The organism is Bradyrhizobium vignae, from assembly GCF_900324035.1.
Taxonomy (GTDB): Bacteria; Pseudomonadota; Alphaproteobacteria; order Rhizobiales; family Xanthobacteraceae; genus Bradyrhizobium; species Bradyrhizobium vignae.
In genome coordinates, this window is record NZ_LS398110.1 from 620,857 (window position 1) to 633,867 (window position 13,011).

Below are 13,011 nucleotides of genomic sequence, written 5' to 3' on the forward strand. Positions count from 1 at the left end.
CCACCTCTCCCTACGGGAGAGGTGATCGGAGCGCGAGGCTGGCAGGTCGCCACGAGCGTTACCGCAAGCCAAGTCCGCGGGCGATGATGCCGCGCAGCACCTCGGTTGTGCCGCCCTGGATGGTGAGTTTCGGTGCGGTCTTGATGGCGAAGTCGAGCTGCCGCTCCAAGGTCTCGCGGTTGGTCGCGGTCTCCTCGACGAAGGCGGCGAGATCGCGCACGCGATGCGGCAGCTGCTGCTCCCAGACCGTGCCGATGTCCTTGACGATGGACGCCTCGACCACGGGCTCCTTGCCGGCTTCGAGCATGCCGGCGACCGAGACCGACATGCGCCGCATGGTGTGGAGCTGCGCGACCAGGCGCCCGATGCCTTCGGCGCTGCGCGTATCGGGATTGGGCCCGACTGCGCGCACCAGCTCAGTCAGCACGTAATAGGTTTCGAGGAAGCGCTCGGGGCCCGAGCGCTCATAGGCGAGCTCGCTCGTCGCCTGCTTCCAGGCGCCGTCGACCTCGCCGAGCACGTGGTCGTCGGGGATGAAGTGATCGGTGAAGACGACCTCGTTGAACTCGTACTGGCCGGTGATCTGGCCGATCGGGTTCACCTTGATGCCCGGCTGCTTCATCTTGACCAGGAACTGGGTCAGGCCGTGACGGCGGTTTTCCTTGGTCGGCGGCGAGGTCCGGAAGATTGCGATCATGTAGTCGGCGATGTGTGCCGACGAGGTCCAGATCTTGGTGCCGTTGATGAGATAGCCGCCGTCGGTCTTGGTCGCGCGGGTCTTCGCCGCGAACAGGTCGGAGCCGGAGTTCGGCTCGCTCATGCCGATGGCAAAGCAGATCTCGCCGCGGCAGATGCGCGGCAGGATGTCCATCTTGATGTGCTCGGGCGCATATTTCAGGAGCACCGGGCCGCTCTGGCGGTCTGCGACGAAGAAGCGGCGCGTCGGCGCGTTGGCGACGCGCATCTCCTCGGTCACCACGTAACGTTCGAGGAACGAGCGCTCCTGGCCGCCATATTTCTTCGGCCAAGTCATGCCCAGCCAGCCCTTGGCGCCGACCCGGCGGGAGAACTCCGGCGCGTCGGTGTCTTCGCGGTTGGGCTTGTGCGGATCAAAAGTGCCGGCGGCGATTTCCTCGGCGAGGAAGGCGCGGACTTCCTTGCGCAGCTGCTCGCACTTCTCGGGCAGGCGGATCGGATCGAAACGGAGGGCAGCGGTCATTGTTGTCTCGTCCCCTGATCAGCGCGAAGCCACGAGCGGCCACAATTCGTCCGCGCCGCGGTTTGCTATGAGCTTGCCGAGCTCGACGGCCCAGTAGCTCTCCGAGCCGAAATCGTCGCGCCAGGCCAGCGCGCGCAGTGAGTAGCGGTGCAGGATATGCTCCATAGTGAAGCCGATCGCGCCATGGACTTGATGCGCGATACCGCCGCCTTTCTCGGCCGCTTCCGCGCAGCGGATTTTCGCGGAGGCGGCCTCGAGATAGACCTCGTCGTTGAGCGATTTCGCATTCGCGATGGCGTCGGCCGCCGAGGTTGCGGCCGCGAGCGCTGCGGCGGATTCGCCGGCAAGCCGCGCGAGATTGTGCTGCACCGCCTGGAATTTCGAGATCTTCTTCTCGAAGGCGACGCGTTCGTTGGAATAGCGCACGGAGATGTCGAGCATGGATTCCAGCGCGCCGGCGATCTGGAGGCTGCGTGCGACGCCGCCCATCAGCATCAGATTGGTCTGCTCAAAGTCCTTCGGTGCGGGCTTAATCGCAACGGGCTGCACTTTGTCGAGCGTCACGGTGTCGCTGTGGTCGTAGCCGACATTGAGGCCGGCCTCGATCCGCGCCTTGGTCGCATCCACCAGCGCAATCGCGGCGCCGTCCTTGCCGTGCGCCAGCACCGCAAAATGCTTCGCCGATTTTGCGAAAGGCACGCCGCGGGCGCGGCCGGAGAGCAAGCCGTCGGCATCGAGGCCGACGCGGTCCTTCGGAGACGCCGGCAGCACCGTCATCTCGCCGTCGGGCGAGGTGATCCTGGCCTGCGCCAGCAGCCAGCCGGCCAGCATGGTCTCGGCCAGCGGAACTGCGACGGCGAAACGGCCGGCGGCGTTCAACAGCGCAAAGCCGTCGGCGAGGCTTGCGCCGGAGCCGCCGAGATCGTCCGGTACCCAGGAGAGCGGCAGGCCGGCTTCGCTCAGCGCCTGCCACAGCTGCGCCTGCCAGGTATTCTTCTTGTCGTTGTTGATTTCTTGCGGATCGGCGAGATCGGCGAAGATTTTCTCCGCGGTCTCGACGACGATATTGTCACTCTCCGCCACAGCGTTCCCCGTGTCTTGCCATTGGCGCGTCCCGCCTCCGTGGGGCGGCGCGCACGTTCTTCTTGCGCCCGATGATCGGAAAAAGCCATGGCCCTGACAAGCGTTGATCGCAGGTCAACCTGCGGTGCGGGCATGGGCGCAAGGACCAATTGGAGGCTAATTCCGCTTAGCGGAGTTTGCTCGATTTGCAGGGCGCGGCAAACTCGCTAAACAGGGCGCCGCGATCAAAGACAGGGGAAGGAGATCGGGATGGCAAAGGACAGCTTGTGCGCAATCGTGACGGGGTCTGCTTCCGGCCTTGGCGCAGCAACCGCGGAAATTCTGGCGCGGAGCGGGGCGCGGCTCGTCATCAACTATTCGTCGAGCCAGAAGGAGGCCGAGGCTACGGCTGAGCTCTGCCGCAAGGCCGGCGCGGCGGAGGTGCTGGTTGCGCAGGGCGACGTCTCGAAGGATGAGGATTGCCGCAAGATCGTCGCTGCCGCTGCGCCTTGGGGCCGGCTCGATATCCTCGTCAACAATGCCGGCACCACCAAGCACGTGGCTCACGCCGATCTCGATGGGTTGTCGGCTGAAGATTTCCAGCGGGTCTACGGCGTCAACACCATCGGCCCGTTCCAGATGGTGCGCGCGGCGCGCAGTCTGCTGGAAGCCGCTGCGAAGGCTTCGGGGCGTCCGTCGGCGGTCGTGAACGTCTCCTCGGTTGCCGGCATCAGTGGCGTCGGCTCGTCGATCGCGTATGCCGCGAGCAAGGGCGCGCTGAATACGATGACGCTGTCGCTGTCGCGCGCGCTCGCGCCGCTGATCCGCGTCAACACGGTCTGCCCCGGCTATATCGATACGCCCTGGTTCACCAAGGGACGCGGCGAGGCCGGCGCCAAGCAGGTGCGCGACAGCGTCGTGGCGAAGGTGCCGCTCAAGGTTGCCTCATCCGCCGAAGATATCGCCCAGCTCGTCTGCTTCCTGGCAATGCCGGCCTCCAGCAACATGACCGGCGAGGTCGTGCGCATGGATGCGGGGATGCATTTGGTTACGTGATTGGGTGTCTCGCCGCTCTCTCCCCGTCATGGCCGGGCTTGACCCGGCCATCCACGTGTTGTCACGCAGATCAAAAGACGTGGATGCCCGGGTCAGGCACGGGCATGACGATGTGGAGGCGGTGTGCCGCCCCTCGCTGGCTACCCCTTGATCACGCCGCTCGCCACGAGGCGATGCCAGATGAACAGCACCACTACGGCGCCGATCGTCGCCGTGATGAAGCCGGCACCCTGGTCAGGGCTGTAATGGCCGATGGCCTGGCCGACGAAGGTTGCCAGAAAGGCGCCGGCGATGCCGAGGATGGTGGTGAGGATGAAGCCGCTCGGATTGTTCGGTCCCGGCGCAAGCCAGCGCGCGATGAGGCCGGCGACGAAGCCGACGACGATGATCCACAACAGGCCGCCCATGCTCATGAGTGTGCTCCCCTTCCCGAGACCGCCATCAGATTCGCGCCGAGAGTTCGTTCTCAGTCGGCAGCCGTCCGTCCGGCGTCAGATGATCGATCACCTGCGGTAGGTATTGGCTGAGACCAGAGAGCAGCTCCTCGCGTGACAGGCCGCTCTGGGCGGACAGGCTGTCGATCTGGTCGGCGCCGAGTGCGCTGGCGAGATCGCCCGGCGCGATCGGCTTGTTCTCGCCCTTGCCGACCCAGGAATTCGCGGTGTCGCCGTGACCGCTCTGCTGCAGCTGGTTGAGGAGATCGCCAAGCCCGCCGCTGAGCACTGTGCCGGCCGCGCCGCCCGCAAGCAGGCCGCCGAGGCCGCCCTTCAGTATATCGCTCAGACCGCCACCCGCACCCGCGTTCACCGGCGGAGGCGCGGGCGACGGTTGCGGCGCCGAGCCCGACTGATTGGCGGTGAGATGCTTGAATGCCTTCCAGGCGAGCAGGCCGAGCAGCGCCATGGTCATCGGCGACATGCCGCCGGAGGATGATTGCTCGGAGCTGGGTGTGCTTGGGCCGCGCGGGCCTTTCTGCATGCCGTTGAGGACGTCGAGTAGACCCATGATGCTCTCCTTCGTCTCGTTCGGCGAGCGCTCGCCGCTGACTGCTCCCCGGGCGAAATCATATGGGGCACTCATGACGGTTACAAGGCGGCTGCGACGCAACCAATGGGCAGGCGGCGTTGCCTCTGCTATCGAAGGCCGGTCCTTCAGGGAGCGAGTTCAATGGTTACGGATCGACCGATCGTGGTGGCCGGCGCCGGCGCCATCGGCCGTTTCGTCGGCGGCATGCTGGCCGCGTCAGGCCGGCGTGTCGCGCTGCTGGTGCGGCCGCGGGTGAAGACCGAGATCGAGCGGTTCGGTCTGCGGCTGACCGATTTCGACGGCTCCGAGAAGAGGCTTGGCGCGGGTCAGCTTGCGTTGTCCGAGGATCCTGCGATCTTCCACGGCGCCGGCATCGTGCTGGTGACGGTGAAGAGCGCCGACACCGCCGCTGTCGCCGATCAGATCGCGCAGCATGCGCCGCAGGATGCGGTCGTCGTCTCACTCCAGAACGGCATCGGCAACGTCGCAGTGTTGCGCGAACGACTTGGCGACCATTTTAGGCGCGTGCTCGCCGGCATGGTGCCGTTCAACGTGGTCGCGATGGGCGAGGGCCGCTTCCACCGCTCGAGCTCCGGTGACATCCATGTCGGAGACGACGAGGCGAACACCGCCGGGGCGCTTTCGGTGCCTGGACTTGAGGTGCGTGCGAGAGGTGACATCACCGGCGTGCAATGGGGCAAGCTGATCATCAATCTGAACAACGCGCTCAGCGCGCTATCCGACATGCCGCTCGCCGCACAACTGGCGAATCGCGAGTGGCGAAGATTGTTCGCCGACCAGATGGCGGAAGGGCTGGCTGCGCTGAAGGCCGCCGGCATCGCGCCGGTCTCGTCGACGCCGATCCCGATGAAATGGTCTCCGGCATTGCTGCGGCTGCCTGACATGATCTTCGACGCGATCCTCGGGCGGACCATGAAGATCGATCCCGAGGCGCGCTCCTCGATGTGGCAGGATCTGAAGCAGGGCCGTAAAACCGAGATCGACTATCTCCAGGGTGCGGTCATCGCGCTCGCCGAGCAAAACGGCGTGAACGTGCCGCTGATGCGCCGCATTGTTGCGCTGATCAAGGAAGCCGAGGCGGCCGGCAACGGCCCGCCGCGGCTGACGCCGCAGCAGATCCGCGGGTCGGCGTGAGTGCGAAGGAGGTACGCCATGAAGCGTTGTCTGATGATCGGGGTCGCGCTGGCCGCGCTCTGCGGCGCATCGACGCTCGCCCTTGCGAGGCCGCCGACGGTCGTGAACTCTCCGGGCTATGACAGGCGATTGCAGGAGAGCAGGTCGCAGTTGGGTGGTTCGCCGACGGTAATGGCGCCCGCGAATCCAACGGTGCCCACGTCCAAGCGCAGCAAGAAGAAGCATCCAAACTGAAGCCTCAGCCTCCGCCGGCGTCCCGGATCGGGGCTGACGCTTCTCCGGGAGGACAGCGGAGTTTGCGGCCGCCGCGGAACGAAAGCCGAGAAGCTTACCCCTTTTTCGCGGGTTTGCTCGGCGTCGGGTTGAACAGCTTCTTCAGGTCGTTCAGGCTTTCCGATAGCCGCGGCCATTCGCAGCTGAACGAGCCCTTGGTGCAGGGCGCGCTCTTTGGTCTCGTGCCCACGGCCTGCTGAACCTTCGGCCGCTCGACCGGGATCGGCACGCGCTCGACTTCGGTCTGCAGCGCGACCTGCTGAAGCTGCCGCACCTGTTGCTCCTGCTGCTCGCGCTGCTGGCGCGCGGTGGCTTGGGCCGCTTCATTGCTGCGGCGCTGATGGGCGAGATAGGCGGTGTAGGCTTCGTCGATCTTCTTCTGCTCCTCCGGCGTCGGATTGGGGCCGGCGATGTCGAAGGTGCGATCCTGGAGGAAGTCGTAATAGGAATAGCCGCCGCCCGGCTTGCGGCGGCCGGCAAACTTGGCGTTGCAATCGGCAAGCGCGGCTGTCTTCTCGGTCTTGGTTGCGGCCTTCTCGGCGGCGTCGGCGCATTCCTCGAAATCGACCGGCGCACGTTTCCACCATTGCGCCTCGGCATGCGCATGCATCAGCAGGTAAAACCCTGTTGCGGCAACGACAAGCAGCGCTGCACGATGCGATGTAACGACGGCCGACATTCTACGAGAGCATTCCCTATCAGACTCAACCCGAACTGAGTCGGGTCGGATTTTTGCCCCTTTATCGCCGCCTTGTCACCCATGGAACTCACATGGAACCCGGGAATTTCATGGCCGGGATGCTGACATTTTGTGCTTGACGTGGCGTGGGAGTCACAGCGTCGCGCCGGCAGGCTGTTACACTTATGTTGCGAGCGCCTCACTCCCCGCGGCAACGCCAAGAACACGAAGTGGAAACGCCTGATGCTGCTCCCCCTGTCCGATGTGCCGCGCTGGTACGCCGAGCGCAAACCGCAAGGCACGATCGCTATCCGTCATGGGCAGGACACGCTGACATGGGACGAGCTCGAGCGTTGCGCCAATCGGCGCGCGCGGGCGTTCGCGGCCAAGGGCGTCAAGCCTGGCGATTTCGTCGCGATCGGTTTGCCCAACGGCAACTCGTTCTTCGAGACCTCCTTTGCGGTATGGAAGTGCGGGGCGACGCCGACCTCGCTGTCATGGCGGCTGCCGCGCGGCGAGGCCGCCGCCGTGCTCGACATCCTCAAGCCCGCGCTGGTGGTCGGCGGCGAGGCCGACTGGAATGCGCCGAACCGCCTGCCTGCGGATTTCGTGCCGGAAGGTGTTTCGGACGAGCCGCTCAATCCGCCGGTGGCGCGCTACTGGAAGGCGATGACGTCAGGCGGCTCGACCGGCCGTCCCAAGGTGATCCTCGATCACCATCCGGCGGTGACCGACACCGTCGCGGCGCCGCCGCTCAACATTCCTTTCGGCGTCTCGCTGCTCAATCCCGGCCCGCTCTACCACAATGCGCCGTTCATCGTGTCGCACTATGCGCTGTTCGCCGGCGGCAAGCTCACCGGCCTCACCAAATTCGATGCCGAGGAGACGTTGCGCCAGATGGAGCGTGAGCGCGTGCAATGGGTCAATTTCGTGCCGACCATGATGCACCGGATCTGGGCGCTGCCGGAGAGCGTGCGCAACTCGTACGACCTATCGAGCCTGCAGACGGTCTTCCATATGGCGGCGCCGATGCCGCCGTGGCTGAAGGAGAACTGGATCGCCTGGCTCGGACCGGAGCGGATCTGGGAGCTCTATGGCGGCACCGAGCGCCAGGGCGCCTGCATCATATCAGGCACCGAGTGGCTGGCGCACAAGGGCTCGGTCGGCAAGATCGGCGATATGGCGAAGCTTCGCATCATTGGCGAGGACGGCAACGATGTCGCGCGGGGCGAGACCGGCGAGATCTACTTCCTCAACAATGACGGCAAGGACGCCACTTATCACTATCTCGGGGCCGAGCCGAAACGCCGCGCCGATGGCTGGGAATCGCTCGGCGATATCGGCCGGCTGGATGCAGAAGGCTATCTCTATCTCGGCGACCGCCTCGCCGACATGGTGCTGCGCGGCGGCGCCAACATCTATCCGGCCGAGGTCGAGGCTGCCGTCTCCGCCTGTCCCGGCGTGCGCTCCTGCGTGGTGGTCGGCTTGCCCGATCCGGAATTGGGCCAGCGCGTGCATGCGATCATCGAGCCGGAGCCCGATGCCGACGGCCAGGCCATTGCTGATGGCATGGCAGATTTCCTCAAGGACCGGCTCAGCCGCTACAAGCACCCTGAAAGCTTCGAATTCGTCAGCGCCCCGCCGCGCGATGATTCCGGAAAAGTTCGCCGCACGCTGTTGCGCGATGAGCGCGCAGCATGGATGAAGGAAGGGCGCGCTTTCCGGATTTTACCGGCGAAGGCGCGGGCGCACGCCGAATGAGACAAACACGGAAGGATTGACATGACGATCACCATCGCAGCGAGCAGCGTGCCGAAGCCGCCGGCCGATATCATCGAAGGTTTCAGGCACGCGCCGACCTCGGTGATCTCGGACAATCTCGCCCGGCTGCCGGGCGCAGTGGGGCTAAGGCCCTATCACCGCGGCGGCAAGCTGGTGGGGACGGCCTTCACCGTGCGCACCCGTCCCGGCGACAATCTCGCCATTCACCGTGCGCTCGAACTGGTCGGGCCCGGCGACGTCATCGTGGTCGATGGCGGCGGCGACGAGACGCGCGCGCTGGTCGGCGAGATCATGAAGAACATCGCGCAATGGCGCAAAGCCGAAGGCTACGTCATCGACGGCGCGATCCGCGATGTCGCGGCCTTCGCAGCGGACGACTTCCCCTGCTATGCGCGCGCGGTGATCCATCGCGGCCCCTACAAGAACGGTCCCGGCGAGATCAACGTGCCTGTCACGGTCGGCGGCAGCGTCATTTCGCCCGGCGACATCGTGGTCGGCGACGAGGACGGCGTGGTGTCGTTTCCGGCCGCCGGTGCTGCCGCGCTGCTGGACGCGGTGCGCGCCCAGGTCGCGCGCGAGGAGGAGACCATGAAGGCGATCCGCGAGGGCCGCTACCAGGGCTCCTATGGCAAAGCCTGATCGCAGAAGAACGAGGGGAGGATGACTTGAGCCAGAAGGACGAATTCCACAACATCGACAATCCCGGCGACGGGCTGTTTCGCGAGCTTGCAGCCGGAGTGACCACGCGCATCTTCTCCGGCGAGCAGGCGATGCTGTCGGTGGTGACGCTGGCGCCGCATGCGCAAGGCGCGCTGCATCATCACCCCGAGGAGCAATGGGGCGTGCTGCTCGACGGCTCGGCGATCCGCGTTCAGGGCGATGAGGAAGTCCCGGTGAAGAAGGGCGATTTCTGGCGCACGCCCGGCAACGTGCCGCACACCATGCGGGCCGGCCCCGACGGCGCCCGCGTGCTGGACATCTTCAGCCCGCCGCGGCCAGAATACAAAAAAGCAGGGTCGGGCTTCGGCACGACCTAAAGCATGATCCGGAAAAGTGCGAAGCGGTTTTCCGGAAAGATCATGCGTAAACAACAAGCTAAAGCGCGATGACGATTCATCCAAATCTCATCGCGCTTTAGCGCTCAAAAGTAGAAAAAGCGCGAAACAAAAGGGAGGGGACCATGACGATCACACGGCGGGCCCTGCTGGCCGCGCCCGCCATCCTCGCGATGGCACCGGCAAGCGCGCAAGCCTCGAAAATCACGCTGGTCGTGCCGTTCCCGCCGGGCGGCTCGACCGATGCCATGGCGCGGCTGCTGCAGAGCAACCTGCAGACAAAGCTCAACCGTATCGTCGTGGTCGAGAACAAGTCGGGCGCCGCCGGCGCGCTCGGCGCAGCGCAGGTCGCCAAGAGCCCGGCGGATGGTGCGACGTTCCTGGTGACGTTCGATTCGCATGCGGTGATCCCGTCGATCCTCGACAAGCCGCCCGTCGATGTCGAGCGCGAGCTGATGCCGGTGTTGCTGATCGGCACCGCGCCCTACGTGATCGCGGCCGGCGCCGGCCGTCCCTACAAGAGTTTTGCCGACGTGGTGGCCGCCTGCAAGATGACGCCCGGCGCGGTGAAATACGCCTCCGTCGGCATCGGCACGCTCGGCCATCTCGCCATGACCGTGCTCGGCAGCAAGGCCGGCGTCGAGATCATGCACGTGCCCTATCGCGGCGGCGGCCCGGCCATGAACGACGTGCTCGGCGGCCATGTCGATCTGATCGCGGGATCGGCGGCGCTGGTCGCAGCCCAGCTCGGCACCAACATGCTGCGCCCGATCCTGCAGCTCGGCCGCGAGCGGCTGCAGGCCCTGCCGGATACGCCGACCGCGATCGAGGCCGGCTTTCCCGATTTCGAGACGCTGGCCTGGTGGGGCATCTTCGCGCCCGCGGGCACGCCGCCCCACATCGTCTTGGCCATGGCGACCGCGTCCCGGGAGATCCTGAGCGAGCCCGCGACTGCCGCCCAGCTCAAGGAGACCCAGCACATGACGCTGCTACTCCAGGACGGCCCCGCCTTCAAGACCTTCTTCGACAAGCAGGTCGCCTATTGGGGCAAGGTGGTCAAGGACAACAACATCAGGGCGTAAGAGGCCTCAGCCCGGGATTGCCATCCCGGGTCCGGTGGCAGGTCCGGTGCGCTCGCGCTGAGCGTCAGAGCATCTTGCCAACGATCTTCGTCATATCCGCTGCCGAAAACGCGCGCAGCGTTTCGGTGCGGACATTGCCGAGTGCGCTGAGACTAAGGCTGAGCGACATCGCTGCAGCCTCATCTGGAGCCTCGAGAACGGTCACAACGTCATATCGTCCCTGCGTCCAGACGATCTCTTTCACAGTCACGCCGAACGTTTTGGCCATCTCCTTGAAGGCTTCGGCCCGCTTCGGCGAGTCCTTGACGTTGCGGACTCCCTGATCCGTGAAGTTGCCCAGCACAACATAGGTTACCATGGTCGTCCTCCCTGGTTAGAACTTGAGGAAACCGCGCCGAGCTTGCCACGGCGGCTGAGACGGCGCCACTTGCGCGTTGGAACGTCAGCAGATGCGACTTATTCGGTCAGGACAACGGCCGAGCGAAACTGAGCTCATGGCCGTCGGGGTCGGTAAGATGGAAGTAGCGCTCACCCCATTCGGCATCGCGCGGCGTGGTGGACGGCTGCCACCCGGCAGCACGCGCCTGTGCGTAGGTCTCGTCGACATCGGCCACGTAGAAGATGACCCGGCCCCACCAGGACCAGCGCTTGTCTTCCGGCTGCGCAGTCAGGTTGAGATAGCCGGTGCCGGCGCGAAAGCTCGTGAATGCGGCGGCTTCACCGCCATACAGCAGCTCGAATCCGAGCGAGCGATAGAAATGCACGGCACGCGCCATGTCGTGGGTGCCGAGCGTGATGGCGCTGATACTCTCGATCATGTGGGCTGCTCCGCCAAGAGGGATCTCGGCGCATTGTACGGCCGCCTTGCTCAGCTTGCAGATGATCTGGCCCGCCTTGCGGCTGGCGAACCGCATCCTGCTCTGCTATGAGGAGGCCGAACCCGCAGCTATCGGGTTCCGCGGTCCCGTAGCTCAGCCGGATAGAGCGGCGGTTTCCTAAACCGTAGGTCGGAAGTTCGAGTCTTCCCGGGATCGCCAGCCTCCGACCGCAAGAAACCCTATAAACAAAGGGATTTGTGCTTCGTACGCGCTCCGTTCCGGTGAAAAACTCGCGCCAAAACGATGTTATCGTCGATTACGCTCAGTACCATTGATTTCAACGGGTTACGCCCCAGTACCGTCTGTTCCGTGCAACACGGATGCAACACGGACGAGGTGTCGTGTTCGTAATTCGTTTCCTTTCCAATAGACAATTCGAAGCTCGTTTTCTGGACATTCCAGTCCGACAAATGGCCTGTGTTGGAATGAGATCGGAGGCGGCTTCGAGACTTCCGCACGAGCTGTAGCATGACCCCGCCGAGGGTGCCGCCGACGAAGCGCGCGCGGTGGCGATTCGGCTACTCGAAACTCGGCGCGGCTTCGCAGAGCGGAGTTGCTGTCTTTGGGGAAATGTCTGCTAAGTTGTGCCGACAGCCCTCACATCGAACGATTGGCTTCCGATATGGAATTGGACGCAAAGCCGCCCGTCGAAGGCACAAATTTTCGATTCACGATCTCGGGCGGTATCGGCACCACCCGCATCACTGTGCAAGTGAACGGAAAAATGCTGCACGACGGCGATTGCCCCGATCCGCCTTGTCATGAGGAGATGCGCATACCCGCTGGCGTGGGGGAGCCGAATTGGTGGTGATCGCCAAGGACTCTCACCAAGCTGGATCGCCACAAAGTTAACCGACACGCGCCTTACAGTCAGTCTCCACAAGACCGCCATGTCCCAGTATTCACTCGATGTGTTGCGTCAGCGCTATGTCGTCGAGAAAAGACCGCTCGAGACCAGCGTGGAGCAGATCTTACGGGCCGACGGCCGCGCGGGAGCGCGTGCCATCTTGGCTGCAATCGATAAACGCCGCTTCGAAAATAGGTCCGAAGGCCAACGCCTCCGCAAGATGCTCCGCTTCGAGACCTCTCTCTGGGAGAGCGGCCATCATGCCGTGGCAGGCGTGGATGAGGCCGGAATGAGCCCTCTCGCCGGGCCGGTCTCCGCCGGTGCCGTGATCCTGAAACCTGGCACGCGGATAGTCGGGATCGACGACTCGAAAAAACTCGACGCCGCGGCTCGCGAAGAACTCGCGAAGGAGATCAAGGAAAAAGCAGTGAGTTGGTCTGTAGCGTTCGTCGAGGTCGAGGAGATCGACGCGATCAATATCTATTGGGCAGGCATCCAGGCTATGCAGCGTGCCGTCCAGGGGCTGGGGTTGACGCCGCAGCACTTGCTGATCGATGCGAAGCGGTTGAAGCAAATCGACATCCCGCAGCAGGCCATCATCAAAGGCGATGCCAAGTCAGCCAGCATCGCCGCCGCCTCCATCCTCGCGAAAGTCGAGCGCGACACCGTCATGCGAGCGATCGACGTGCGTCACCCCGGCTACGGATTCGCGGACCACAAGGGTTACCCGGTGCCGGCTCACTATGAGGCGCTCGCCAGGCTTGGTGCATGCGCAGCTCACCGGAGGTCGTTCGGACCCGTCCGCAAGGCTCTCGGGCTACCGCCCCTGCCGCCCTGGCCTTCGGCATCCGAGCGATCAGTCGGCTGAACTCCAAGTCGTACGCTTCGTCTGAAGGG

The 13,011-nt window shown here is 64.6% G+C and carries 16 protein-coding genes and 1 tRNA gene; 10 read left to right on the forward strand and 7 right to left on the reverse strand.

Features of this window, described 5'->3' with window-relative positions:
- Positions 1–58: 58 nt before the first annotated feature.
- The gene (locus BRAD3257_RS02940) at positions 59–1,219 is read right to left on the reverse strand and encodes an acyl-CoA dehydrogenase family protein (RefSeq protein WP_122400589.1); all 1,161 of its coding nucleotides are present in this window, start codon (positions 1,217–1,219) and stop codon (positions 59–61) included.
- An 18-nt stretch (positions 1,220–1,237) separates the two neighbouring features.
- Complete coding sequence (locus BRAD3257_RS02945; RefSeq protein WP_122400590.1) at positions 1,238–2,302, reverse strand: acyl-CoA dehydrogenase family protein; 1,065 nt, start codon at positions 2,300–2,302, stop codon at positions 1,238–1,240.
- A gap of 249 nt (positions 2,303–2,551) precedes the next feature.
- Here BRAD3257_RS02945 and BRAD3257_RS02950 point away from each other — a divergent pair, with 249 nt between their 5' ends.
- Entirely contained in the window at positions 2,552–3,337 is a 786-nt protein-coding gene (locus BRAD3257_RS02950; RefSeq protein WP_122400591.1) for an SDR family NAD(P)-dependent oxidoreductase, read from the forward strand.
- Between the two features lie 140 nt (positions 3,338–3,477).
- Here the strand turns inward: BRAD3257_RS02950 and BRAD3257_RS02955 are convergent, their stop codons facing one another.
- Together BRAD3257_RS02955 and BRAD3257_RS02960 are read right to left on the reverse strand one after the other, a co-directional pair.
- Positions 3,478–3,750, reverse strand: a complete 273-nt coding sequence (locus BRAD3257_RS02955) for a GlsB/YeaQ/YmgE family stress response membrane protein (protein WP_174221543.1) — start codon at positions 3,748–3,750, stop codon at positions 3,478–3,480.
- Between the two features lie 28 nt (positions 3,751–3,778).
- Positions 3,779–4,342, reverse strand: coding sequence for a YidB family protein (locus tag BRAD3257_RS02960; RefSeq protein ID WP_122406342.1), 564 nt, complete (start codon positions 4,340–4,342; stop codon positions 3,779–3,781).
- A 162-nt stretch (positions 4,343–4,504) separates the two neighbouring features.
- Between BRAD3257_RS02960 and BRAD3257_RS02965 the strand changes: the two genes are divergently transcribed.
- Positions 4,505–5,518, forward strand: coding sequence for a 2-dehydropantoate 2-reductase (locus tag BRAD3257_RS02965; protein WP_122400592.1), 1,014 nt, complete (start codon positions 4,505–4,507; stop codon positions 5,516–5,518).
- An 18-nt stretch (positions 5,519–5,536) separates the two neighbouring features.
- Positions 5,537–5,752, forward strand: coding sequence for a hypothetical protein (locus BRAD3257_RS02970; protein WP_122400593.1), 216 nt, complete (start codon positions 5,537–5,539; stop codon positions 5,750–5,752).
- Between the two features lie 94 nt (positions 5,753–5,846).
- On the opposite strand, the gene BRAD3257_RS39980 is transcribed toward BRAD3257_RS02970, so the two are convergent.
- A complete protein-coding gene (locus BRAD3257_RS39980; RefSeq protein ID WP_162500085.1) occupies positions 5,847–6,470 on the reverse strand; it encodes a hypothetical protein in 624 nt (207 codons plus the stop codon).
- Positions 6,471–6,713: 243 nt separating this feature from the next.
- Between BRAD3257_RS39980 and BRAD3257_RS02980 the strand changes: the two genes are divergently transcribed.
- The 4 genes from BRAD3257_RS02980 (at position 6,714) to BRAD3257_RS02995 (ending at position 10,389) form a co-directional block, all read left to right on the forward strand.
- Entirely contained in the window at positions 6,714–8,231 is a 1,518-nt protein-coding gene (locus tag BRAD3257_RS02980) for an AMP-binding protein (RefSeq protein WP_122400594.1), read from the forward strand.
- 21 nt (positions 8,232–8,252) lie between these two features.
- A complete protein-coding gene (locus tag BRAD3257_RS02985) occupies positions 8,253–8,891 on the forward strand; it encodes an RraA family protein (protein WP_122400595.1) in 639 nt (212 codons plus the stop codon).
- Between the two features lie 26 nt (positions 8,892–8,917).
- Complete coding sequence (locus BRAD3257_RS02990; RefSeq protein WP_122400596.1) at positions 8,918–9,289, forward strand: cupin domain-containing protein; 372 nt, start codon at positions 8,918–8,920, stop codon at positions 9,287–9,289.
- A 143-nt stretch (positions 9,290–9,432) separates the two neighbouring features.
- Complete coding sequence (locus tag BRAD3257_RS02995) at positions 9,433–10,389, forward strand: tripartite tricarboxylate transporter substrate-binding protein (protein WP_122400597.1); 957 nt, start codon at positions 9,433–9,435, stop codon at positions 10,387–10,389.
- A gap of 64 nt (positions 10,390–10,453) precedes the next feature.
- Here the strand turns inward: BRAD3257_RS02995 and BRAD3257_RS03000 are convergent, their stop codons facing one another.
- Together BRAD3257_RS03000 and BRAD3257_RS03005 are read right to left on the reverse strand one after the other, a co-directional pair.
- On the reverse strand, positions 10,454–10,747 hold the full coding sequence (locus BRAD3257_RS03000; protein WP_014490344.1) for a GYD domain-containing protein: 294 nt from the start codon (positions 10,745–10,747) through the stop codon (positions 10,454–10,456).
- A gap of 106 nt (positions 10,748–10,853) precedes the next feature.
- Complete coding sequence (locus tag BRAD3257_RS03005; protein ID WP_122406343.1) at positions 10,854–11,207, reverse strand: VOC family protein; 354 nt, start codon at positions 11,205–11,207, stop codon at positions 10,854–10,856.
- Positions 11,208–11,349: 142 nt separating this feature from the next.
- On the opposite strand from BRAD3257_RS03005, the gene BRAD3257_RS03010 reads away from it, so the two are divergent.
- From BRAD3257_RS03010 to rnhB, 3 genes are all read left to right on the forward strand, one after another.
- Positions 11,350–11,426 (forward strand) — tRNA-Arg (locus tag BRAD3257_RS03010).
- A 463-nt stretch (positions 11,427–11,889) separates the two neighbouring features.
- A complete protein-coding gene (locus tag BRAD3257_RS39985) occupies positions 11,890–12,078 on the forward strand; it encodes a hypothetical protein (protein ID WP_122400598.1) in 189 nt (62 codons plus the stop codon).
- A gap of 79 nt (positions 12,079–12,157) precedes the next feature.
- A complete protein-coding gene (gene rnhB / locus BRAD3257_RS03020) occupies positions 12,158–12,982 on the forward strand; it encodes a ribonuclease HII (RefSeq protein WP_122400599.1) in 825 nt (274 codons plus the stop codon).
- Positions 12,983–13,011: the final 29 nt, after the last annotated feature.